This is a genomic window from Leptothoe sp. ISB3NOV94-8A (genome assembly GCF_043421595.1).
In the GTDB taxonomy this organism is placed as follows: domain Bacteria; phylum Cyanobacteriota; class Cyanobacteriia; order Phormidesmidales; family Phormidesmidaceae; genus Leptothoe; species Leptothoe turfae.
Genome location: NZ_JAXSQW010000001.1, coordinates 3,584,739 through 3,607,622 on the forward strand (window position 1 = coordinate 3,584,739; position 22,884 = coordinate 3,607,622).

General features: G+C 46.4%; 13 protein-coding genes. 10 read left to right on the plus strand and 3 right to left on the minus strand.

What is annotated here, in order from left to right; all coding sequences use genetic code 11:
* The first annotated feature begins 25 nt into the window (after positions 1 to 25).
* The gene (locus tag SPB21_RS15165) at positions 26 to 313 is read left to right on the plus strand and encodes a hypothetical protein (protein ID WP_006515333.1); all 288 of its coding nucleotides are present in this window, start codon (positions 26 to 28) and stop codon (positions 311 to 313) included.
* A gap of 100 nt (positions 314 to 413) precedes the next feature.
* On the opposite strand, the gene SPB21_RS15170 is transcribed toward SPB21_RS15165, so the two are convergent.
* Positions 414 to 2,330 (minus strand): ABC-F family ATP-binding cassette domain-containing protein, encoded by a 1,917-nt coding sequence (locus tag SPB21_RS15170; protein ID WP_499867051.1) that lies wholly within the window; start codon positions 2,328 to 2,330, stop codon positions 414 to 416.
* A gap of 560 nt (positions 2,331 to 2,890) precedes the next feature.
* On the opposite strand from SPB21_RS15170, the gene SPB21_RS15175 reads away from it, so the two are divergent.
* Positions 2,891 to 4,795, plus strand: coding sequence for a sensor histidine kinase (locus SPB21_RS15175; RefSeq protein WP_499867052.1), 1,905 nt, complete (start codon positions 2,891 to 2,893; stop codon positions 4,793 to 4,795).
* Here the strand turns inward: SPB21_RS15175 and SPB21_RS15180 are convergent.
* The gene (locus SPB21_RS15180; RefSeq protein ID WP_499867053.1) at positions 4,792 to 6,267 is read right to left on the minus strand and encodes a DEAD/DEAH box helicase; all 1,476 of its coding nucleotides are present in this window, start codon (positions 6,265 to 6,267) and stop codon (positions 4,792 to 4,794) included. The two genes, SPB21_RS15175 and SPB21_RS15180, sit on opposite strands and share 4 nt — an antisense overlap.
* A 266-nt stretch (positions 6,268 to 6,533) precedes the next feature.
* Here SPB21_RS15180 and SPB21_RS15185 point away from each other — a divergent pair, with 266 nt between their 5' ends.
* Positions 6,534 to 6,704 carry a hypothetical protein gene (locus SPB21_RS15185; protein ID WP_163698426.1) on the plus strand — a complete coding sequence of 57 codons (171 nt, stop codon included), beginning with the start codon at positions 6,534 to 6,536 and terminating at the stop codon, positions 6,702 to 6,704.
* Positions 6,705 to 7,182: 478 nt separating this feature from the next.
* On the opposite strand, the gene nrdJ is transcribed toward SPB21_RS15185, so the two are convergent.
* Positions 7,183 to 9,360: a ribonucleoside-triphosphate reductase, adenosylcobalamin-dependent gene (gene nrdJ, locus SPB21_RS15190; RefSeq protein WP_499867054.1), complete on the minus strand. Its 2,178-nt coding sequence runs from the start codon at positions 9,358 to 9,360 to the stop codon at positions 7,183 to 7,185.
* A gap of 724 nt (positions 9,361 to 10,084) precedes the next feature.
* Between nrdJ and hpsE the strand changes: the two genes are divergently transcribed.
* The 7 genes from hpsE to hpsA all read left to right on the plus strand — a co-directional run bounded on the left by hpsE (position 10,085) and on the right by hpsA (position 22,876).
* The gene (gene hpsE / locus SPB21_RS15195) at positions 10,085 to 11,101 is read left to right on the plus strand and encodes a hormogonium polysaccharide biosynthesis glycosyltransferase HpsE (RefSeq protein WP_163667858.1); all 1,017 of its coding nucleotides are present in this window, start codon (positions 10,085 to 10,087) and stop codon (positions 11,099 to 11,101) included.
* A gap of 67 nt (positions 11,102 to 11,168) precedes the next feature.
* Positions 11,169 to 12,182, plus strand: a complete 1,014-nt coding sequence (locus tag SPB21_RS15200; RefSeq protein ID WP_499867055.1) for a glycosyltransferase family 2 protein — start codon at positions 11,169 to 11,171, stop codon at positions 12,180 to 12,182.
* Positions 12,183 to 12,192: 10 nt separating this feature from the next.
* Positions 12,193 to 13,440, plus strand: a complete 1,248-nt coding sequence (locus SPB21_RS15205) for a glycosyltransferase family 4 protein (RefSeq protein WP_499867056.1) — start codon at positions 12,193 to 12,195, stop codon at positions 13,438 to 13,440.
* Between the two features lie 92 nt (positions 13,441 to 13,532).
* A complete protein-coding gene (locus tag SPB21_RS15210) occupies positions 13,533 to 14,411 on the plus strand; it encodes a sulfotransferase family protein (RefSeq protein ID WP_499867057.1) in 879 nt (292 codons plus the stop codon).
* Between the two features lie 374 nt (positions 14,412 to 14,785).
* Positions 14,786 to 16,762, plus strand: a complete 1,977-nt coding sequence (htpG, locus tag SPB21_RS15215) for a molecular chaperone HtpG (protein ID WP_163698434.1) — start codon at positions 14,786 to 14,788, stop codon at positions 16,760 to 16,762.
* Positions 16,763 to 17,505: 743 nt separating this feature from the next.
* Positions 17,506 to 17,742: a 50S ribosomal protein L28 gene (rpmB, locus tag SPB21_RS15220; RefSeq protein WP_006515318.1), complete on the plus strand. Its 237-nt coding sequence runs from the start codon at positions 17,506 to 17,508 to the stop codon at positions 17,740 to 17,742.
* Positions 17,743 to 18,238: 496 nt separating this feature from the next.
* Positions 18,239 to 22,876 (plus strand): hormogonium polysaccharide biosynthesis protein HpsA, encoded by a 4,638-nt coding sequence (gene hpsA, locus SPB21_RS15225; RefSeq protein ID WP_499867058.1) that lies wholly within the window; start codon positions 18,239 to 18,241, stop codon positions 22,874 to 22,876.
* The last annotated feature ends 8 nt before the right edge of the window (positions 22,877 to 22,884 follow it).

Genomic DNA, 22,884 nt, shown 5'->3' on the forward strand with positions numbered 1-22,884 from the left:
GTAAGGATAAAGCAATTCGTATACTATGTTCACCAAATCTTACTATCTACTACGCTCCACCCACGACGGGCAATATCTCGCTGCGAAACCTCGCAATACTGAAACCTCAAAAGGGTTTTTGATGCTTTTTAACGCTGACTATGAAGCCCTTAGCTATGTTAATCAGCATGCAGCTGAAGTCGCTAATCGCTTTGCCGTCGAACCCATCAGTGGGCCACAGCTTAAGCAAATGATGGAGCGCTGGGGCTATGAGGGGGTAGGAGTCGTTAACGATCCGCTAGTGCCACAGGTAGAGTTTTTAAAACGTAGTTAAGTAAGTTTTGAGTTTTGAGTTTAAGAGAATACATCAAGTTGCCTTAATAATTTTTAGGCAGTCCACCCAAAATAAGAACTTAAAACTTAAAACTCAAAACTTACTCCATTAGCTCCGCTAACTCCATCCACCGCTCTGTTGCCGTATCAATCTCCGTTGTCAGATCTGCCAATCGCTGAGACAGTACCTGCATTTCGTTGTAGTCGCTAGGTGGGTTAGTATACAGCTGGTTTTCTAGGGTTCCTTTTTCTGCTTCTAAAGTTGGAATTTTCTCTTCCAAAGAGGCATACTCACGCTTTTCTTTATAGGAGATTTTCTTGGGCTTTGATGAGGTTTGAGTTTTGGGTTTTGAATTTTGAGTTTTCTGTGGTTTGGCAGCAGCTTCCTGTTTAAGTTTCTTTTTCTGTTCAGCTTTCTCTTTATAGTCTAAATAGACTGAATAGTTTCCAGGATACTGCTTGAGATTACCTAACCCTTCAAACGAAAACACGTTTTCAACAGTACGATCGAGAAAATAACGATCATGAGAAACAACAATCACACAGCCGTTAAAGTCTTCTAGATAGTCTTCTAGAATGCCTAAGGTCTGCACGTCTAAATCATTGGTAGGCTCGTCCAGAATCAGTACATTAGGAGCCTGCATCAACACCCGCAACAAAAACAGACGTCGTCGCTCACCACCAGAAAGCTTATGGATCGGCGCATATTGCTGATCGGGCGGAAAGAGAAATCGTTCCAGCATTTTAGAAGCGGTAATCACCGTACCATCGGCAGTGGTTACCAGCTCAGCCACGTCCTTTAGATAATCGATCACCCGCTGGTCTTCATTAATGTTCACATCGTCGGAATACTGGTCAAAATAGCCGATGTGAATAGTAGAACCAATCTCAACGATGCCAGCATCAGGCTGCTCGCGCCCGGTGATAATATTCATCAACGTGGACTTGCCCACACCGTTGGGGCCAATGATGCCAATGCGATCTTCTGGGGTAAATAAATAAGAAAAGTCTTTGATCAGAATGCGGTCATCGTAGCCTTTGGTGACGTTTTCTAGCTCAATGACTTTTTTACCGATGCGGCGACCGGCAGTGGCAATCTCCACATTGCCCTGGACTTGCTTAAACTCAGCGTTTTGCATATCGCGGATGCGATCAATGCGGGCTTTTTGTTTAGTGCTACGGGCCTTGGCACCGCGCTGTAGCCACTTTAGCTCACGTCGGAGCACTCCAGCGTGCTTTTTCTGGCTGCTGGCGGCTGCATCTTCTTGAGCCGCTTTTTTCTCTAGGTAATAACTATAGTTGCCTGAGTAGGGATACAGCTCACCTCGATCAATTTCTAGAATGCGGTTGGTGACTCGATCCAGGAAATAGCGGTCGTGGGTAATCAGGAATAGGGCACCACGATAACGGCCTAGGTAGTCTTGGAGCCACTCTACCGACAGGGCATCAAGGTGATTGGTAGGCTCATCCATAAGAATAAGGTCGGGTTCGGAGAGGAGGGCGGTTGCGATCGCAATCCTTTTCCGATATCCCCCCGACAGCGTTCCAATCTTGACATTAAAATCCTCAATTCCCAGCTTGGTCAATATCACCTTCGCCTGGGTCTCTAGCTCCCACGCATTCGCCTGATCAATCTGCTGAGATACCCGTGATAGCATCGCCATCAGCTGGTGCGTATCTCCTGTCGCGTCCGCCAACCGAGCAGAAATCAGCTCATACTCCCGCACCAGCGCCATACTGTCACCGCTATCGGCAAACACCTGCTCCAGTACCGTCAGGTCTTCATCCAAGTCTGGCTGCTGGGGCAAATAGACAATTTTGCTGCTGGCATTCTTCCAAATTTCGCCGCTATCGATGGGTTCTATACCCGCGATCATCTTTAGCAGCGTTGACTTACCCGAACCGTTGGTGCCAATCAGCCCCACCCGGTCCCCTTCCTCAATACTAAAGCTGGCATCCCGAAGAATTTCCTTAATGCCAAAGTCCTTATTTATGTCCCGTAAAGCCAGCAGAGTCATTAGTCAACGCAGAACAACCGTAGCTAGTGTAACGTGGGTGGCCGACCTATGATTCTGGACCAGCATCCCATTAATGGTGGCAGCTGGCTCAATGCCGCCATACCTTAACTCAACAATGCCCCACGCATACTGTCATAGTCACGGACCTCAATAGACATTAGACATTGTTATTGCGTTAAAAAAATAGATAATGGTGTCTTTTTTATTTTGATGTTATCCCATCTTTCTAAGACGAAAATCATCCAATAAAGTTGCCAATCAACTGAAGATTTTTCACAAACTTTAAACACCTGGGGTACTTGATGAATAGAGAATTGAAGACTCGTGGACCAGCCCAATTTATGACGGATTTGACTTCAGCATCTACGTATTATGAGCAAAACCTGGATGCGTTATACCTTGAAGGACAACAAATTTTAGGTAATAGCGACTATCTTCCAATCAACACCAATTAGTCTGGAATAATGTTTTAACCCATGGGCTTGCTGTACTTCAAAAGGTTGCTACTTAAATACCAGAGAGCATCACTACCACTAAAGATTAGCGTGCCTTTCATTGTGATGTTTCTAGGTTTCTGGGTAGTCAGCGTTGCTACAGTAGGAAAGTTTTTCTCACATAAGTTAGAACAAGATAAAAAGGAGCAGGCAGAAGAACTTGCTGCTTTGGTTGAGAGAGATATTTATCGAGAAATGGCTTCTCTACGGCAAGGGGCCCGTTTTTTATCCATTGAAGCCTTCATAACTCAGGCAATCATCAATCAAGATATCAATCAACTCCAGCAAACAATACTCTCCCTCGAAGGGATTTTAGAGACCGATATTACTAATATTATCGATCATAATAAAAGACAACTATTTCACGACAAAGATACTAAACTACAGAGTTTCAATCTTAACGACCAAGAGATCAATAACCTACTAATCAAAGGATCAGAGATTACTGATGTTGTCAGTAGCCATAATTTTGGCCCCCCGGTTTTAATTGGTACTGCACCCATTAAAAATGATCAAGGGGTAATCGGCGGCGTTCTACTGGGTACAGCCCTTGATAGTGATTTTCTCAATCAAATTAATTTAACGATTCAAGAACAGATCATTGTTTTATCAGATGATGTAATTGTCGCCTCCACATTTTCATCTGACACTGTCCATTTAGACCCACTAAGTCTCGATAATCTCCAGGATTGTATTACTATCGATCGTCAGAAATTCTTAGCGGAGTCTATTTCTCTGGCTAGCTTCGATGGTGAACAGTTTCAGCTAGTGCTACTGATTTCCCAACAGTCGTTAACTCAGGCAAAAGACGCACTTTGGTTTTTTATCGCCATTGTCACATTAGGCGGGTCATTTATTACCTCTATCCTTGGCTATTGGATTGCAAAAAGAATAGCCAGGCCCATTCAAGATATTACTCTGATAGCACAACAAGTAGCCGGGGAAAGTCGCTTTGATTTACGGGCACCTGCCAGTACGCAAGACGATATTAGTATTTTAGCCCTGTCTGTCAATCAGCTGATTGAATGGGTTGGCCATTATACCTATGAACTAGAAGTAGCGGCCCAAACATTGGAAAGCAGAGTACAACAACGAACAACAAAACTATCCAACACCTTAAAGGAGCTAAAAGCGACCCAAACCCAGCTGATTCAAACTGAAAAAATGTCTAGCCTTGGCCAGATGATCGCTGGCATTGCCCATGAAATCAATAATCCCATTAGTTTTGTGCAAGGTAACATCGAGCCTCTAAAGGAATATTTTGAGGATTTACTAGAGCTGATCAAAACTTACCAAACAGAGTATCCAGAACCGTCCTTAGCAATTCTTCAAAAGTTAGAAGAAATTGATTTTGACTTTTTATTAGAAGATTTGGATAAGCTCTTGGGTTCAATGAATGTGGGAACAGAACGAGTCCATGAAATTGTTCAGTCGTTACGCAATTTCTCCCGTCTGGATGAGGCCACGGTCAAAGATGTTAATATCCACGAGGGCATTGATAGCACCTTACTGATCCTCAATCACCGCATCAAACACGAAGTCACCGTTGTAAAAAAATATGGTGAGCTACCCCTGGTGCGCTGTTATCCCGCTCAGCTTAATCAAGTATTTACTAACGTAATTGTCAATGCCTTAGATGCCATGTTTGAGGCTAATTGCGATCGCAAAAAGCTAAAAATCATCACCCGCAGGGTTGATAACAAGCATGTTCAAATTATTATCTGTGACCGAGGTCCTGGCATTCCCCGCGAGATCCGCAGAAAGATTTTCGACCCCTTTTTCACAACAAAACCAGTGGGTAAAGGGACAGGTCTAGGCTTAGGCATTTGTTTTAGGATTATTCAACAGCACCACGGCAAAATCCGAGTACGCTCTAAGGTAGGCAAAGGGACTGAGTTTCTCATCACCTTACCCATCGACGTATTACCCGCTGATCCAGCCATCGCCAAATCCGCCAGAGTCGCAAGTTAATAGGGTAGATCTTCAGACAGCCAATCCGGACTGGACTCCGCCACCAAGGGCAGCTGCTCGACATCTGTACGATACCCCTTATCCCGCTTACCTGGTTCTCGTTTACGTGGGGACTGTTTGCGTCGACGGGCAATATTCTCCTCCGTAGTCTCTTCTGCAATCACTTCATACAAGATCGCTAATTTATTCCCATCTCCCTTACGGAGCACACGGCCTAAACGCTGAATATATTCCCGAGTAGAGCCACTGCCTGATAACAAAATTGCAATTCTCGCATCAGGAACATCCACCCCTTCGTTGAGCACATGGGAAACAACAATGGTCTTATAGTCTCCTGTGCGAAAGCTTTGCAAAACCTCACGCCGCTCTTTTACCGGAGTTTGATGGGTAATGGCAGGGATCAAAAAATCTTGGGAGATTTTATACACTGTGGCATTGTCATTGGTGAAAATGATGGTGCGTTCAGGGTAATGCTGAGCCAACAGATCTTCTAATACCCTCAGTTTGCCAGCGGTGCCCAGGGCAATATTTTTAGCCTCACGATGAGCCAGCATTGCCCGACGCCCCGTTTGCGAACGTGCACTGGCGGTGACAAATCGCTTCCATCCCTCAGGGCTGCCAAGCCAAATCCGAGACTGCTGCAAAAAGTCGTTGCGTCGTTGAATCAGCTCTGCATACCGCCGCCGCTCAATTTCTGACAAAGAGACTTTTAGCTGCACAATTTGATAGGGGGCTAACGCCTGACCAGACAATTCAGCCGCCGTTTTGTGATAGACAACTGGCCCCAGTAGCTGATCGAGATCGCTATGGCGTCCATCAGCCCGATCAGGGGTAGCGGTGAGCCCCAATCGGTAGGGTGCGATCGCATATTCAGCAATCACCCGATTAAAGTCACTGGGCAAATGGTGGCATTCGTCGCACACCAATAGGCCATAGCGATTGCCCAAACTTTCTGCATGGATCGCCGCACTATCATAGGTGGCCACTAAAATATCGGTGCGATCGCGACTACCCCCACCCAACAAACCAATATCCGCATCGGGAAATGCCGTCTCTAAATGGGCATACCACTGATGCATCAAATCTAATGTGGGCACCGTAATCAAAGCACTGCGGGGAATCGCCTGTAGCGCTAATTGAGCCAGGTAAGTCTTACCCGCCGCTGTCGGTAAAACCACCACCCCTTGCCACCTGTTTTGCTGCCAAGCCTGGAGAGCTTCGCTTTGATGGGGATAAGGTTTAAACGTCAGACGAGGCGTTAGTTCCAAAGCGGTAAAGTCAGACGCCTGATCATTCACCTCCACCTGCTCACGACGCAGCGTCTCTAACAATGGGCGATAGCAGTGGGCCGGGATCCGAAACCGTTCAATGCGGTCATCCCACACGGCATGATCAATCCACCCCTTACCTCGCGGCGGCGGGTGCAAAATTAATGTGCCACGATCAAACCGCAGCGTGGGTATACGCACCATACACAGAAAACATAAAAACGGGTTGCGTGAAGACCGCAACAACAACAGTAGCTAACTATACCAAGCTCAGTTATCTACCCTAGTTCCTGATTAAAGGAACGTTAAGTCTCCTACATTTTTTTGTCGACTACGTGTAATCACCGAGGTCGTTTATGGACATTTGGTGACAATTAAATCAACTATCCGAGAAACCATGCAGCTTTGCTCTGGAATCGATAGGTTCAAAACTGTATTTATCCGTAGCATTTACCAAGGAGAATCGTCATATGGATATGTCAATGATTCTAGGTTTGACTCTTGCCGGTTTAATTATGCTGCTCAATGGCAACAAACATCAGGGAAAAGAGTCCAAAACACGATCCGGTAACTCATCTGAGTTTATAGTCAGCGTTGGCGGCGACGGCGGCGTCTCCATCAGCCCTAAGAAAAAATCCTGAGACTTTAGAGACTAAGGTCCATGGGCTCACGTTTGTTTGTCAACCCCATGCAATGATCATCCGTCATCCTTAACCCGTTCTAATACCAATCGGAATTCAGTCACTCCGATTAATCAGGGACAATCCCGTAGGGGCAATCCCTTGTGGTTGCCCTTCGATATTGGGTGCAGATAACCAGGATTTCCTATAAGACCAAATCCGAATTCAGTAAGCCCGATTAGAAATGAGCAATCCCGTAGGGGCAATCCCTTGTGGTTGCCCTTCGATATTGGGTGCAGATAACCAGGATGTTGTATAAGACAACAATTCAAAATTAAATTAAACACCTGAGGGGAGATTCGCAAAATTGTGAATCCCCCCTCAGGTATAGGCATCTAAAATCAGCTCAAGAGACCCCTAGTGTATAGGCCAAGCTCTAGTAAGGTAAACGGCAATACCAGAAATCACCCCACTCTCCACTGTCTATTCCCCATTGCCCCTAGCCAGGCGTCTTCTCCGGCAACAAGCACTTATCAGAATCACAGCCTGCCGGACCAGCTTCAATCAGTTCACCCGCATCATAACGCTCTAACGCTGCATGGAAATTCTCGGTGGAACGACGGGCTAGAACCTCGTTACACAATTCCTCGTAGCGTGCTTTATCAATGGGTTCAAACGGCAAACGTGGGAATGTTTGCAGATCATCAAAGCGTGCCAGTAGGGCCGAAGAAATATAGCCTTCGTCATTTTGAATCGCCCGGTGAATGCGTTCTGCTAGAACCTCAATTTCATTTTCACGAAATTCGATAGTAGCCGAGGTATTATGCGCCGTATAGTGCCGCTGTACCTGCATGTAGAAATCAAACTGAGTCAGGGCAGAGAACTGCTCAATGGCAATCTGATCTGCCCCTGGCAAATTAGCCCAGGGCACCTCCACAGGCATTTCCACTAGCCACTCAGTACAGCGGGGATCAAAAGGATCGTTTAGCAGGTTGCCGTTCTCATCTTTATCAGACTGGGATGGCACCACCGCATAACCATAGTCAATACAAGCCAAGGCCACCGGATCATCCTTGCGGAAGGTAATGCGACGGATAAAGCGTTGGGACTTAGGTGGATGCCAACCAGAAGACGCACCGCTGAGGAGACTCTTCGTACCAGCAGGTTGCACAGTTGTGCAACGGTTGGGACGCTTGATGTCATGGCGATCGCAATAGTCCCAAACCGTCCCATGGACAATGGCCTTCCAACGGCTTAGATACTCTTGCTCCTTGGCCTTAAACTGTAGTCCCTGCATGGTATCTGGGCGACCAGCTTCCCACCATTTCAGCCAGTCCACTCCAAAGGCCTGCACAAAGAAGTCAAATAGTCCGGTAAAGGACACGCCGACAATGGGATCATCCAACCGTGATTGCTGATAGCGGGGTTCAATAAACTGGTGATTGAGCAAAGCAGCAACTGCGATCGCACCAGCACGGAATGCATCTTCCTGTTCCTGCAGGTTCTCTGGATCAATTTGGTTCAAGTGAATTTCCGCCAGATTGCAGTGGAAGTTCTGGCCCAAAATTTCACCACAGGGGTTTAGGCCATAGCGCCCTTCGCCCTGGGCACGGCGTTCTGCTTCACCCGCCCACTGAATCGCCCCTTCACCGGAGTAAAACTGCTTACGCACCGCATTGGTCATTTCCTCCAAGGATGGCTTGGTGTGGAACACCCGCGTGTGGTTAGCCATACGCAGCGCATCACGCTCAGGGTCAATCCGCCAATTGCCGTCAGCATCCTGCTGCCACAGATTATCTTTAGCCGCCGCCGCTTGCTCATCATGGCTGTCAAACTGACGCATCCCCGCCGACCGCCGGATATTACCAGCCACCACGCAGGCCGCAGCTTCATCAATTAACAGACAGCACTCCACAGAGTTGAGCTTACGGCCAATGGCTTTATTTAAAATTGTGGCGCAGCGATTGTATAGCCCCGGCAGCTTCACCGGATTGGCCATGCCACCAAATCCCTTCAGCTTTTCCCCCGCAGGACGCACATCACTCAGATTAACGATAACGTCTACATCCCCTGTGAAGTCTTCACGGCTGGAAAGCTCTAAAATCGTCTGATACGACATCACCCAGCCATTACGACTATCACCAACACGGATCTCAACACGGTTGCCATCCACCACGACATCCGTTTCTTCACGACGCTGAGCCACAGGCGTAGCCCCCACATCGCCAGCCATGGTCACCGTTAACCGATTACGAATCACTGGCAGCTGATCGATGTATTTAGGCTCTAGCATCGCACCGGTGCCACAGCCCATCATCGCTAAATCCATCATCAGACCAAAGGCACGCCAGTCCACCACATTGGTGCTGGTACAGTTATAGGCCCCAGAGAAATTTTTCTGCTGCCTACTCCACTCAGTCCCCCCGACCCAGAGCCAACGACCCGACGGCAGCGCCTTTAATTCCCGCTGCATTCGCTGCACCAGGGCCTTTTCATCCGCCGTCAGCTTACCCAGTTCCACCAGACCGCCTAGAGTGCGATCGCAAACGTCATACCAAGATTCCCGCTGTCCATCGTCCAAACGACGGCTATAGGTACGATAAAAAACTGGATAGGCCGCTGGCGCAGTTCCAGGGAAAGGCGTTTTTGTACGTAGTCGTTCTAACTCTTGAACCATTCGTCTGGACTTCCTTACGAATCTAAGGGTGTGAGTGAAATAGGGTCGTTAACGATGGGGATGTACATCAAACCTTGGGAAACAGCACATGTAGCGCCAATGATGTCCCCAATACTTGTTAACACTCTAAATGTGCTATGGCACATGGAAATAAAGCCTAACACCACCATCAAAAAAAATCTAGCGTCTTGCCTTTAGGGCGAACGCTAGATGTAGCGATCAGTAAATTTTTTATCCATTACGTGAACTAAAACCCCTAAACAGCCGTCAATCCTAACTAACGAACTAATCGACGATTTAGCAAGATGACGTAAGGGGAGACGATATACCGTTGTCAGGCTATATTAATTGCAAGACCCAGGGGTATTTACATCCACATCCAAGAAACGTTCAAGGCCTGATTCCATTGGATCAAGGCTATTTTTTAAAGCTCAGTTTTAGGGTTGTGAGCCAGGTGCGATTTAAAAAGTGGTCAAATTACTAAAGTTATTAAATAGGTTGACCGGTAAGCTGCAATGTGAGGGTAGCCATATATAGAGGACCTAAAGAATATATGGTTATAGATACTCTAATTGGCACTGGGCTTACATAATGCTCCATATAGCATTCTCGTGGTGTTTGGTAAAGATTTCCTGTCTTAACGATTAACTCAATTCCTTTTACGGGTTTTTCCGAAGTTAGTTCTACTTCCCTGTATCCAATGCTGTGAATCAACCCATTGACCATGAGCCATTCAGTAGTGTTGTCCTCTCCATTAACAGAGACAGTGCAGCGGCCATGTGACTTCACGATTGCTATTTGCACCTATAACGGTGCCCAGCGTATTCCGGCTGTTCTCGATCGACTACAGCAGCAGCTTAATACTCAAATACTGCGCTGGGAAGTTTTTGTAATCGACAACAACAGCAGCGATTCTACAGCTGCAGTCGTCCAGGAATACCAGCAGAAGTGGTCGTCTGACATTCCGTTGCGGTATTTATTTGAGGGTCGTCAAGGGGCCGCTTACGCTCGCCAGCTAGCCATGGAAACGGCTAAGAGCGAGCTTGTCGGTTTTTTAGATGACGATAATTTACCGGCTGATAACTGGGTAGCAACGGCCTATAAGTTTGGCCAGCAGCACCCACATGTTGGGGCCTACGGCAGTCAAATCTATGGCCAGTTTGAAGGCACGCTCCCCGATGACTTTCATCGGATCCAGTCATTCTTCGCCCTAACTCAGCGAGGTGATGAAGCCCATGTTTATCAGCCTCGCCAGCGAGTCTTGCCACCCTCTGCAGGTCTAGTTGTGCGGCGGCAGGCTTGGTTGAAAAACGTCCCCCGTCAACTCATTTTGACCGGGCGTCATGACGAACAAATGCTCACGGGCGAAGATTTAGAAGCCATCGCCCACATCCGCAGAGGTAACTGGGAAATTTGGCACAACCCCGACATGAAGGTTTGGCATCAGATCCCAGCCCGTCGTTTGCAGCGCAGTTATCTGCTGCCATTTTTCCGAGGCATTGGCCTCAGCCGCCACGTGACTCGCATGCTCAACATGCCCTCCTGGCAGCGTCCCTTTATGTTTTGGGTGTTTATAGCCAGCGATTTGCTGAAAGCCTTACACCATGTGGTGACTTACCGCACACTACTCCAAACCAAGGTTGTGCCGGCATGTGAGCTAGAATTCTATCTTTGCAGCTTGGTCAGCCCACTTTATATCTGGCGTTTACTATTGCTTAGGTTTCTAAAAAATAAATCTTGAGATATCAATTATCTCAACTACTTTGGGAATATAGAACCGTAGGGACTGCATAATTCTGCGCCTCCTGATGTCAGCCCTCCAAGGCTATGTTTATTTGATACCTATGACCTGTGTCAGTGCTGCACTCATCCTGCCCGTTCGAAATCGTCAAGCCTATACATCAGCTATTTTGCATCAGCTGAGGGCTCAAATTTCTGCGTCCTCAGGTGCACATACCATCGAAGTGATAGTGGTGGATGATGGGTCTACCGATGGGACACCTGAGTTGATTCGCCAAACCTTTACAGCGGTTCACTTACTACAAGGGGATGGCGAGCTTTGGTGGACGGGTGCGATCGCAACCGGCATGAACTTTGCCCAGCAGCAACTGCAAACAGACTATATCGTTTGGCTTAACGACGACATCACGTTAGCAGACGACTTCATATCTCAACTAATTCAGGTATGCCAGAAAAATTTAAATAAAAAAGTAATCACCGGCGGCATCGTATGTGCTCAATCTCACCCAGACTGGATTGTATTTGGCGGGGTGATTGCCAGCCAACCCATTAATAACCTGGAGCAATTTAGTGATAGTCCAATAATTCCAGTAGATACCTTAAACGGCAACATTGCCGTCATGCCCACTGCATTGATAGCAGACATTGACCTCCCCAATGCCAAACGATTTCGCCACTACGGCGGTGATTACGAATATATCTGTAGAGCGAAGGAAGCAGGGTACAAAGTGCAATTGTCCAATCAACTAAACGCAAGCACTGATTGGCAAACCAGTGACGTCATTCGCTACATGCCCCTGTGGATTCAATGGTATATCAGCCAAACCTTTACTGATAAGCTCAAGGTTCTCCAAAGCTTAACTAATCGAAAGTCGCCCCATAACGTCGAACACATGGTTAACAGCATCCATCGGCAGTCTAACCATGTACCCCGCTGGATCTACCTTATTTTTCATCTCAAAAAACTCATAAAACTCGTTAGTAGCGCCCTCATTCCCGCATCGTTACGCCACAAACATGTTCAAGCTTATTTTCAAAAACATAACGTGCCCTCCGACGTTGTGCAATCTGTCTTGCAATAGCTGAGTTTCGATGAAAATATTACATCTCAGCACATCAGATGCGAATGGCGGAGCGGCTCGGGGTGCCTATTGGATGCATACGGCCCTCAAACGAGCTGGCGTTGATTCCCACATGCTCGTGGCCGAAAAATATACTGATGACTCAACAGTAATTGGCCCCAGTGGCATTACAGGAGGACAAAAAATTCTTAACGGTATTCGTCAAACCGTCGAATACTGGCCCTTAAAACGTTACCCCCACAAATCACCAGGCCTCTTTTCCCCGGCTATTTACCCCAATCCAGTTATCAAACAAATCCAACAAATTAAGCCAGACATCATTAATTTACACTGGGTTGGGTTAGGGCTGCTCAGGCCAGAGCAACTCAAAACATTTACCCAACCCATCGTCTGGACATTACGGGATATGTGGAGTTTTACCGGAGGTTGCTGCTACACCCAAGGCTGTACTCGATATCAACAGCAGTGTGGCCGCTGTCCTATGCTGGGCTCTACTCAAGAAAAAGACTTATCTAGAAAAGTTTGGCAACGCAAATATCATGCCTGGCAAAACCTTAACCTAACCTTAGTACCCATTAGCCAATGGGTAGCTGACTGCGCCAGCAAAAGCACTCTATTAAACCAGTATCCTGCCCAAGTCATCCCCAATGCCGTAGATACTGATATTTTTCGTCCTATTGACAAAAATATCGCCCGTGACATTCTGAAACTACCTCAACAGGATAAACTCATCCTTTTTGGTGCGTTAAGTGCAACCACTGATAAGCGCAAAGGCTTTGACCATTTAAGAGCTGCCCTAAATACACTAAAAAGTAACAACACCTTGCCTCTGCGAGCTGTCATTTTTGGTGCGAACAAAATATCACCATCAATGAAACTCAATATTCCTCACACCATGCTGGGCCGCCTCAACGACAATGTCACACTGGCACTCGCCTATTCAGCCGCTGATGTGATGGTAGTCCCTTCTGTTCAAGAAGCCTTTGGTAAAACCGCCATTGAAGCCATGGCCTGCGGCACACCAGTGGTATCCTTTGATGCCACTGGCTTACGCGATATTGTTGAACATCAAAAGAATGGTTATCGTGCCGCATGCTTTAGTGCTGAAGACTTGGCTAAAGGTATTGAATGGACTCTTGAAAATACCGAGCGTCTACAACAACTCTCTCAACAATCTCGACAAACTGTAATTACAAAGTTTTCATTTGAAGTCCAATCAGCATCCTATAAGCAACTTTACCAAGAACTATTGCAATAAATTTGAGAAATCACCTTTGCACTAATTAACCACTATTAATAAAGTCACCTAGTTAATAAAACCACCTATTAATTTTTATCTGTGTTCCTCATATGATGACTCAAAAGCACAAGCACCCATATACAGCATCTCCTATCTTTATTGTTGGCTGTGCTCGCTCGGGCACAACGCTTCTACAAAGCCTGCTAGCCAGTCATCCCGATATTGCTTCATTCCCAGAGTCCAAATTTTTTGTAGATCTTGTTTGGATGCCAGAGGAACGCTCACGTCGCTATGCCTTAGGTCTAGTTTCTAAGGAAATGCGCAACACAATGGAATCGTTTTTGCATGAAGTTGGGCATCCAGAACTCACCCATAAACTTCCGCGTTTACCACTCATTCAGGCCTACGTTCGTAGCTTTAAAGAAATAATGGGCGAATTGACCCATCTACAGAAAAAATCTATCTGGCTAGAGAAAACCCCTGAACATTTACACCGACTGAAATATATCGAGCACTATATGCCAGAGGCGAAAGTGATCCACATTGTTAGAAGCGGTATGGATGTCATTGCCTCTATATATGACTTAGCTCAGCGTCATCCCAACCATTGGGGACGCACCTTTAAAACCCTAGATAATTGTATTCAACGTTGGACTGAGGACATTGCCATCACGCATCAGTATCTGGATAAGCCTAACCATACGTTGATTCACTATGAACAAATGGTTAGCCATCCTACAGATGAAGTCAAACGCCTCTGTAATTTTATTGGTGTCCCCTTTGATGATCACATGCTCGAAAATTATCGCAATACATCGAGCCAATTAATCCGATCTCGCGAAACCTGGAAAGCCTCAACTCAAAAAAATATACAGAATACAAATTCTCAGAAATTTTTATCAGTGTTTACCAGGGAACAGCAAAATTACGTTAAGAACCTGGTGCAACAAGTCAATTTGCCAGTTTTACCAACACAAACATTGGCCTAAGGCTAGCAATAAAAGCACAAGGAGCCATGGTCGCTACGCAGAACAGCTGAAGAGACTTTTAGAGTACTTTTCTAGGAAAAATGTATTAATACTAAATTCTGAACAACCAGTCCAAAATCCAGAAAAGGTGTAGGGGAAACCGAACTACATTAGCGGAAATCTACAATTGGGTTCTAACTTACGATGTATCAATATATGGTGCGGCATGCTTTATGCACGTTTAATACAAATCCGATAAAAATGGACAATCTTGTCGGGGTACTCCCTTGGGGATGCCCTTCGATAACGGGCACCATCAGTCAGAATTTTGTATAAATTAGTGCATAGAGCCAACACCGTTAGCAAGTCTTAATGAGTCAGAGTAAATCTAAGTCATGGCAGTTGTTCAAGAAACGGGAAACATCAGTATCCATACTGAAAATATTTTTCCCATCATCAAAAAGTGGCTCTATTCCGACCATGAAATCTTTCTGCGGGAGTTAATTTCCAACGCGGTAGATGCCATCAGTAAACTGAATATGGTGTCTCGAAGCTCCGACTTCACTGGCGAAGTCGGCGAGCCGGAAATTACCATCGCTATTGATAAAGACGCCAAAACGCTCAGTGTTAGTGATAATGGTATCGGCATGACCGCTGATGAGGTTAAGAAATACATTAACCAGGTGGCCTTCTCCAGTGCCGAAGAATTTGTATCTAAGTATAAGGACAATACTGACCAGCAAATTATTGGTCACTTTGGCCTAGGGTTCTATTCATCATTTATGGTGTCCGACCGAGTCGAAATCGACACCTTGTCTTATCAAGCAGAAGCCACTGCTGTCCATTGGTCCTGTGATGGCACGACCTCCTTTGAGCTGACTGATTCAGAACGAACTGATCGAGGCACCACCATCACCCTACATTTGATGGAGGAAGAGGCTGAATACCTGGAGACGACTCGCATCCAACAGCTGATCAAAACCTACTGCGACTTTATGCCTGTTCCCATCAAATTAGATGGGGAATCTGCCAATAAACAAAATGCTCCCTGGAAGCAATCCCCCGGTAACCTCACCGATGAGGATTATCTAGAGCTCTATCGCTATCTCTATCCGTTCCAAGAGGAGCCGCTGCTTTGGGTCCACTTAAATACGGACTATCCCTTTGTCGTTAACGGCATTCTTTACTTTCCAAAGCTCCGCCCCGACGTCGACGTTACCAAAGGACAAATTAAGCTTTTCTGCAATCAAGTCTTTGTCAGCGATAACTGCGAGGAAATCATTCCGCAGTTTCTACTGCCCCTGCGCGGTGTCGTCGATAGTACCGACATTCCCCTAAACGTCTCCCGCAGCTTTTTGCAGAATGATCGCACCGTCCGCCGCATCGCTGACTACATTGCCAAAAAAGTAGGTGATCGTCTCAAAGAGCTATACCGCACTGATAAAGCGAAGTACATTGAGTGCTGGCAAGATTTGGGCACCTTTGTTAAGTTTGGCTCCCTCAATAACGATAAGTTCAAGCAGCAGATCGCCGATTTTATAATTTTCCGCACCACGGCAAGCCTCGCCAGCGATCAGCCAAAAGTTGAAGTGCAAACGGCAGAAGACGATGCCTGGCAGTCAACAGACGAGGAAAGTGCAGCCATTGATGCCAAGGGTAATCCCTACACCACTCTCAAAGAATATTTAGAGCGGAATAAGGAGAAGCATGAAAACCGAGTCTTCTATACAACGGACGAAGTATCCCAAGCCACCTATATCGATCTGCACAAGCGTCAGGGACTGGAAGTCCTTTATCTAGACTCCTTTATCGACACTCACTTTGTACCGTTTCTAGAACGGGAGTATTCTGATGTTAAGTTCTCCCGTGTAGACTCTGACCTGGATGACACCCTCATCGACGAATCAGCGGGTAGTGACATTGTCGACCCAACCACTAATAAAACTAAGGGTGAGCGGGTGAAGGAGCTATTTGAAAAAGCCCTCGCTCAGCCCAAGGTTACGATTCGAACCGATGCCCTCAAGTCTGACGATGTCCAGGGTGCACCGCCTGCCATTGTGCTACTTCCCGAAGAAATGCGCCGCATGCAGGAAATGATGGCGATGATGCAGCAGCAGACGGCTCAATTTCCTGAGGAACATACCTTGCTGGTGAATACGGCTCATCCACTGATCCAGAATCTGCTAGACATGAGTCAGGGCGCAATTGTACAAGCTGACGGTGGCGAGTCTCCCACTGCGGCCATGGCCAATATGATTTGTCAACATGTCTATGATCTGGCTCTAATGGCGCAAAAAGGATTTGATGCCGATGGCATGAAGTCGTTTGTGGAACGATCCAATAGCCTGCTAACAGGTTTAACCAAATCATAGGCAATGGCCGTTTTCTTGAAGACCTCATAGGTGTTTCTTAGAAAAGGCTATACCGGTTGCAGGCTCCCCCTTTTGACCTATCGTGTACACACAAGTCCTGGAAACTAGCGTTTGCGCTTGTCTACCCCCCTCTAACTCCCCCTTGGTAAGGGCTACCGTGTATACATAAGTCGGAGAGTCGCTCCAAATCTCGAGCCCACTCTGCGAGAAGAGCAAAGCTCTACATCCCCCAACCCCTTACTCCCTAAGGGAGAAGGGGGGCCTGGCCTCAAAGTCCTTCGCCCCCAGGGAGAAGGATTTAGGATGAGGGCCAATTCAAGGTCAGGTCTACTTTTTGGGACATTATCTTCTAGATGTGTATACACCGTAGTTGGTAAGGGGGAGGACCGGAGTTTCCCCCTTTACCTTAGGCTTTAGCCCATGCCAGGAGGGCTTTAGAGGGGATTAAGGGGGGTAATGCACGATTGTGAACTCCCTTTCGAGATGTGTGTACACCGTAGCCCTTTTGATGGAATAGTCCACCTTTTCCAAATTAGGAATACTGGGGTTTCCCAATCCTGGGGAAACAAGACTCAAAGCCCCCAGAATTGGGGGGTAGGGGGCCTGCCCCCTTGAAACCCCTTGGCCTGTTACTCAATCATGGAAATATCTTTTGATTAGAGAATCAGCCCTAAAATATGAGGGGGTTGCATTTAAGAGTGCAACCATGTAAGGATTAAGGACTGTATTCCAAGGACTGTACCATGAGCCGCAGATGTGATCTGACGAATAAAAAGGCTAATAACGCCTTTGCTGTTTCTCACTCTCACCGACGTACCAAGCGTCTACAACAGGCAAATCTTCAAGACAAGCGGGTTTGGTGGCCCACAGGCAAACGTTGGGTAAAGCTACGTTTATCCACTAAAGCGATTAAAACCCTTGAAAAGAAAGGGATTGAAGCAATGGCCCGTGAGGCAGGCATTGATTTGAGTAAGTATTAGAGACTGTGGCACTGGTTCAGACATTAATTTATTGAGTTTGCAATTGCCTGAGTTGATACAACTTAATGCTGCTTACTTAGCTTTATCAAAAGCTTAAAGTTTTGGTATGTTCACGGATAGATCCCCTGGCTGCAAAGTCAGGGGATTTACTGTATGTATAGTCGATGATATTCAAATGCAGGATCTTGTAGAACCTTAGTTATGTTGGACTGATCGTGATGTAGAGACAGATATCTATGGATTATTTTGATCACGATCTGATCGATTCGTCATAAGGAATGGGTAAAGTTCAAGTAAACTATTCAGGCTTTATACTGATTACCAGTTTGGTAATTAAAGGTTTAGGCTGGGTAAATCTACTATGGGACATGTAGATACCACGCAAGTTTTCGTTCCCTGAGAGTTCAATTGCTTTAAGTCTTAAATAGACTACAAATCGATGGTCATGTTGGCATATGCCACACCTGATCTAACGCTTATTTTTTAGAAGTCAGCGATGTCTACCCCAAAACGCTCTCGAGTTTCTAATCTTCGTCGATCTTTGACTCACGTTAGGCAATTACCCAAGCATTTTATGGCTTGGCTGCTTCGCCTTATTTTTGCTGGCGCTCGCTTCAGTCGCCCAAGCCAGGCCGGTTTTATCTTGCCAACAACAGTGATGTTGCTTTTGGTGTTGACTTTAACCGTTGGTGGCCTCAGCTTTCGTTCGTTTAGCCGACTAAACCAAACCGTTGCCTATCGTGAGCAGCAGCGTATTGATAACTTTGCTGCTCCAGCAGTGGATAGGGCCAGAGCAAAGATTGAATACTTATTTACAAAAGACCGTGACATCGTTGATAAACGACCTCCCTCAAGCGCTGATTTAATCAATGCAATCCTAAGATATTCAAGACCAGTGTTAGACGGCGGGGACGGTAAAACTTGGGGTGATGCTAAGCAGATCGAGGATGATCCATACACCTTGCCAGATGAAGAGCAGTTAGATATTAATCCAGATACAGATCCTGGTCCCGATCCGGCATGGCGCTTTAGGGACCCTGACGGTAATATTGTTATCTACTCACTGTTGACCTCTCACGAGGCACGAGATACTAGCGGCACTCTTATTAATGATTCTGACGGTAATCCGTTAACCCTAACCTCCAACAAGAACCAGGATAAAGCAGATAATCTGGTTACGCGTAACGGTCCTATCAATACTCAAAAGTCTGCGGAAGGCTGCCCTGTAACTGCTTTTTCGGGTGATGGCTGGCAGGATGCTGGCGGTAGTTTACAAAAGGTTTTTCAAATTGATGTTCTAAATATTGCTAACCCCAATAGCCCTAATCGAACGGTTAGCTCCGCAGAATATCAGCAGGTACGCAGCACTCCAAAAGGCAATAAATACGGTGCCTGGTTCCGCTACGACATGGAAATATTTCCAGGGGGAAATTTTCGTTGGAATGGAGCAATGCATTCGGAGTCAAACATCATTGCCTCCGATAAATTGGAGGCTTATTTAGTTAGTTCTCCAGAGTCTTGTATTTTCAGTACAGATGCATCGGAAATCACCCTAAGTGTAAGTGGTTATGACACCAATGGTGATGGTAATGATGATCAATTTTTCCAAGGCCACCTAGTTTCCGGAGCTTCAAAGGACGACAGCTTTGGGGGCGGTACGGATTTCCATGAGGAAAATAATGCAAACCCGGCCAAGCCTGGGGAGGACAAGCTTAGAAAGAATACGGATTCGGTCAATGAAACCGGTGCAGCTGCCTTAACAGATGTCGCTGTGGATCCGGTTTTGATTCTTACAGAAGACAGAACCGTTAACTTAAATCCCGCTACTTGGGATCCGGAGGCTGCTAAAGATATCACACCAATCATTAATGATACAGAAGCAATTCGTGACATCAACGTTCTGGACGAGAGTACTCGAGTGCGATTATTTCCCGATGCTTCTCGTCCGTTTGTAGATGATGGTTTTCGGGCAGACAATCGCTATGGTCCAAAGCCAGTTTATGACTCTAGAAATAGTCTCTTGATGAAGGATGGTGCTCTTTTCTCGGACCTTGGAGAATCTGACAAGTTAATCGGACAGCCTATTGTTAATCATGATTCATTAGCTATTGATAATTCTGATGAGCAGGAGTTTGGTCTAGACGGCTACTGGGAGCGACGCTCCATCATCCAGGGTTTGCGAGTTGTTGTTGGTCAACGCCTAGAACTAGGTAACCGGTTTGGCTGGGCACCTAATAATGATCCGCTATACCCCCCCACAGCTGTTCAGGCCATCATGGATGGCGGCAGGGAAATGAAAGGCCCTGCCCGCGCTAAGCAGCAACGCTCATTGCGGGATAACTTGGCGGCTGTCCAGGGCATGGTTGTTTACCATCACACCTTTGAAGATGGGAAACTGCCTTATATGTGTATGGCCTCAACAGTACATCCAGGGACTGAACAGACCCTTATAGATAGTCGTACCTTTGGCACCTATCCCTTAAAAACAGTAGCAGCAGGTACCCCAAAAACACGAATAGATTTCTTGACAGGTCAGGGGACTAACGGCTGGGAATTTGATTTCCAAACTAAGTACCCCTCAGTTGATGACTTTGCATCCAATATAAACAGTACGAGACCACTCGGTAGGGCGCTGCACAATTTAGCCCATTTTGCTGGAGATCCCTGGGGTGGTGCCCCTAGTTTTGAACCTGTTCAAGGTGAGCAAAATGAGCCTTTAGATGCTGTATTAGAGCGTAATGATGACGTTGTACATCCCTATCCATATCTAGCAATGTGGGGTGATTTCTCAATCTTGCGGCGAATTCTGTTCGAGCATGACTTTACTAACTCTACTGAAACTCCATTGGTTGAGACTATTAATAACTTCAAAGCTCTCAGCCCTGCCGATCAGTCGACCATCCATTCTGCGGCTTGCATGTTAGGCATGCTCGCTAACAATCTGGAGGATCTAAAAGACGAGTACAGCGAACTCATTGATCCAGCTATAGAACCAACTCTGCTTAGTGATATTGACACGGCATTGGCAGGGGTTGGCGTTACAGATGGTGATAAAGCACGAAAATGGCTCAGGGATTTAGAAGCTGCGGGTTCACTCTTACCTGATGAATTAGAAAAAGCTAAGGTAATCGCTTTGTATCGCCAGGTTGTACGCGATCGAACCTACGGCTTTGAGTCCGGACCAGGCACGGTTCCAGCTGACTGCGCTACAGATTTACCACCCAATCTTGTCAGGGCATTTTGTTCAACTGGTCAGGATGCAGCTTATCCATCCCTGTATTACATATTTCCAGTAGCAAGTCACAACCAGGATGGTTCTGTTGTAGCTGGTGGTGCTGGAACCGTAATTCAAGCTGATGAGTACATTGATGAAAGTGTTGTTAATGCTAATGAACGGTACATTTTTGATCCAGACGCTTCTAGTTTTAGAGTTAATGACAATGTGACATATGAAGTAGTTGCTGGACCCGCTCCTGCTTCACCAGATTCTCTGGCTCAAATCAGGCTATTTCCTAAAACGTCAGCGGCTAACTTTGAGCAGCCAACGGCAACGGTTGCAGGTGGTACGCTTACATCCCGTGATGATCTTCAGAAAAATATTATTGATTCCAATGGCACTATTACTGAACTAGCCTTTTTGGACAAAGGCATGATGGATGGGCGTGAGTTGTTAAATATTCGCGTGCTTGACTTAGATATCGATAAGCTGACGGATATTACGGCAGATCCACGTTCATACTTTACTGTTGGCACCGACCAGATTGCCTGGATTCCTGAAGTTGATGGTATTTTCTATGCTGCAAGGGAAGACGCTGTTCGAGAAGACAGTATTGTTCGTCCTCGCCAGGATACATGGGCTAACTGTCAGGACTTCGACGATCTACAGACAGGAAACTGCACAATGGTTGTTGAAAATCCAACTAATGCTAGTCAAAAAGGTACATTTGACCCACCGTTAGCTCCAAACTTGATTAGTCCTAAACCAGTAGATATGTACGCCGATCCAGACCGACGGCCCTACGGTTTCCGAGTAATCAATGGTTCTATTATTCATCGTTCAGGTGATGATAAAGCCGCTGGGGTTACCTTTGTCACCGATAATCCAGCCTATGTCTATGGTGATTTCAACCTCCACCAGGATACTGCTGGCGCTATTCTCGAAGAATTTGAGGGTGTGGATGAGTTGGGTAATATCATGGCCGTAGACCCCGATCCGTTTGACAGATTTTATAATCGTAAACGTGAAAACTTGAACCAAAAGTTTGCCCGAGGAGGGGAAGATTTGTGGAGACCATCTGAGATATTTGCCGATGCGGTCTCCATTTTGTCTAGTGAGTTCCGTGATGGTGTCATTGAGGATGCCTATCGCTACAGAAATGACGAGGAAGAAGCGACTGCTCCTGATGGAATCCTGTCTTCGTACTTGAACTCAGATCGTCCTGATGTCGATGTTCCTCTTCGTTTAGTAGCTAATGCTTGGCAGCGTGAAGACCTTGAAGGTGATCCTGCCCTTGCCGATACTGATCTGCCCATGCGGTTTGACCGTAACGGTATTCCTTATCGGTTAGAGGCAGGAACGTATCAACCGTTTTCTACAGGTTTTGCTGGCGATCTAGATCATTTTACTCTTGATGAAGACGCTCAGCGTCGGAATAACCTAATTCCAGCAGCTGATAATACCCGAGTTAATGCGCTGCTGGTGGCAGGTATTGTGCCGTTGCGGTCAGCTCAGAACTATGGTGGTTTTCACAACTTCCCAAGATTGATTGAGTATTGGCCTGCAAAAAACCTATTTATTTCCGGGGGTTTTTTCCAGTTAAACTTTAGTACCCAGGCAACTGCGCCATTTGACCAAGATGCCTGGGAACCGGGTGCAACTTCGACGGCTGCTGGCCCTCCTGCTAACGGTGTATTTAACAGCTTTTACGGTAATGCTGTTCGTATTTGGGGTTACGATGTCGGTTTCCAGTACACCAGTGTTGCCCCCATTGCCCGTCGTTTCATTGCATTTGGCCGACCTAGAAGTGAGTTTTATCGAGAGCTACCACTGAATGATGCATACATCGCTAACCTTTGCACAGCAGAGGATTCGACGGGTGCTGCTGTCCTCACTGATGTTGGTTGCCAAAATTAGGGAGTAAT

Coding starts and splice junctions, on each gene's coding strand:
- SPB21_RS15165 (WP_006515333.1), top strand. CDS start 26: ATGTTCACCAAATCTTACTATCTACTACGCTCCACCCACGACGGGCAA.
- SPB21_RS15170 (WP_499867051.1), bottom strand. CDS start 2,330: ATGACTCTGCTGGCTTTACGGGACATAAATAAGGACTTTGGCATTAAG.
- SPB21_RS15175 (WP_499867052.1), top strand. CDS start 2,891: ATGTTTCTAGGTTTCTGGGTAGTCAGCGTTGCTACAGTAGGAAAGTTT.
- SPB21_RS15180 (WP_499867053.1), bottom strand. CDS start 6,267: ATGGTGCGTATACCCACGCTGCGGTTTGATCGTGGCACATTAATTTTG.
- SPB21_RS15185 (WP_163698426.1), top strand. CDS start 6,534: ATGGATATGTCAATGATTCTAGGTTTGACTCTTGCCGGTTTAATTATG.
- nrdJ (WP_499867054.1), bottom strand. CDS start 9,360: ATGGTTCAAGAGTTAGAACGACTACGTACAAAAACGCCTTTCCCTGGA.
- hpsE (WP_163667858.1), top strand. CDS start 10,085: ATGAGCCATTCAGTAGTGTTGTCCTCTCCATTAACAGAGACAGTGCAG.
- SPB21_RS15200 (WP_499867055.1), top strand. CDS start 11,169: ATGTCAGCCCTCCAAGGCTATGTTTATTTGATACCTATGACCTGTGTC.
- SPB21_RS15205 (WP_499867056.1), top strand. CDS start 12,193: ATGAAAATATTACATCTCAGCACATCAGATGCGAATGGCGGAGCGGCT.
- SPB21_RS15210 (WP_499867057.1), top strand. CDS start 13,533: ATGATGACTCAAAAGCACAAGCACCCATATACAGCATCTCCTATCTTT.
- htpG (WP_163698434.1), top strand. CDS start 14,786: ATGGCAGTTGTTCAAGAAACGGGAAACATCAGTATCCATACTGAAAAT.
- rpmB (WP_006515318.1), top strand. CDS start 17,506: ATGAGCCGCAGATGTGATCTGACGAATAAAAAGGCTAATAACGCCTTT.
- hpsA (WP_499867058.1), top strand. CDS start 18,239: ATGTCTACCCCAAAACGCTCTCGAGTTTCTAATCTTCGTCGATCTTTG.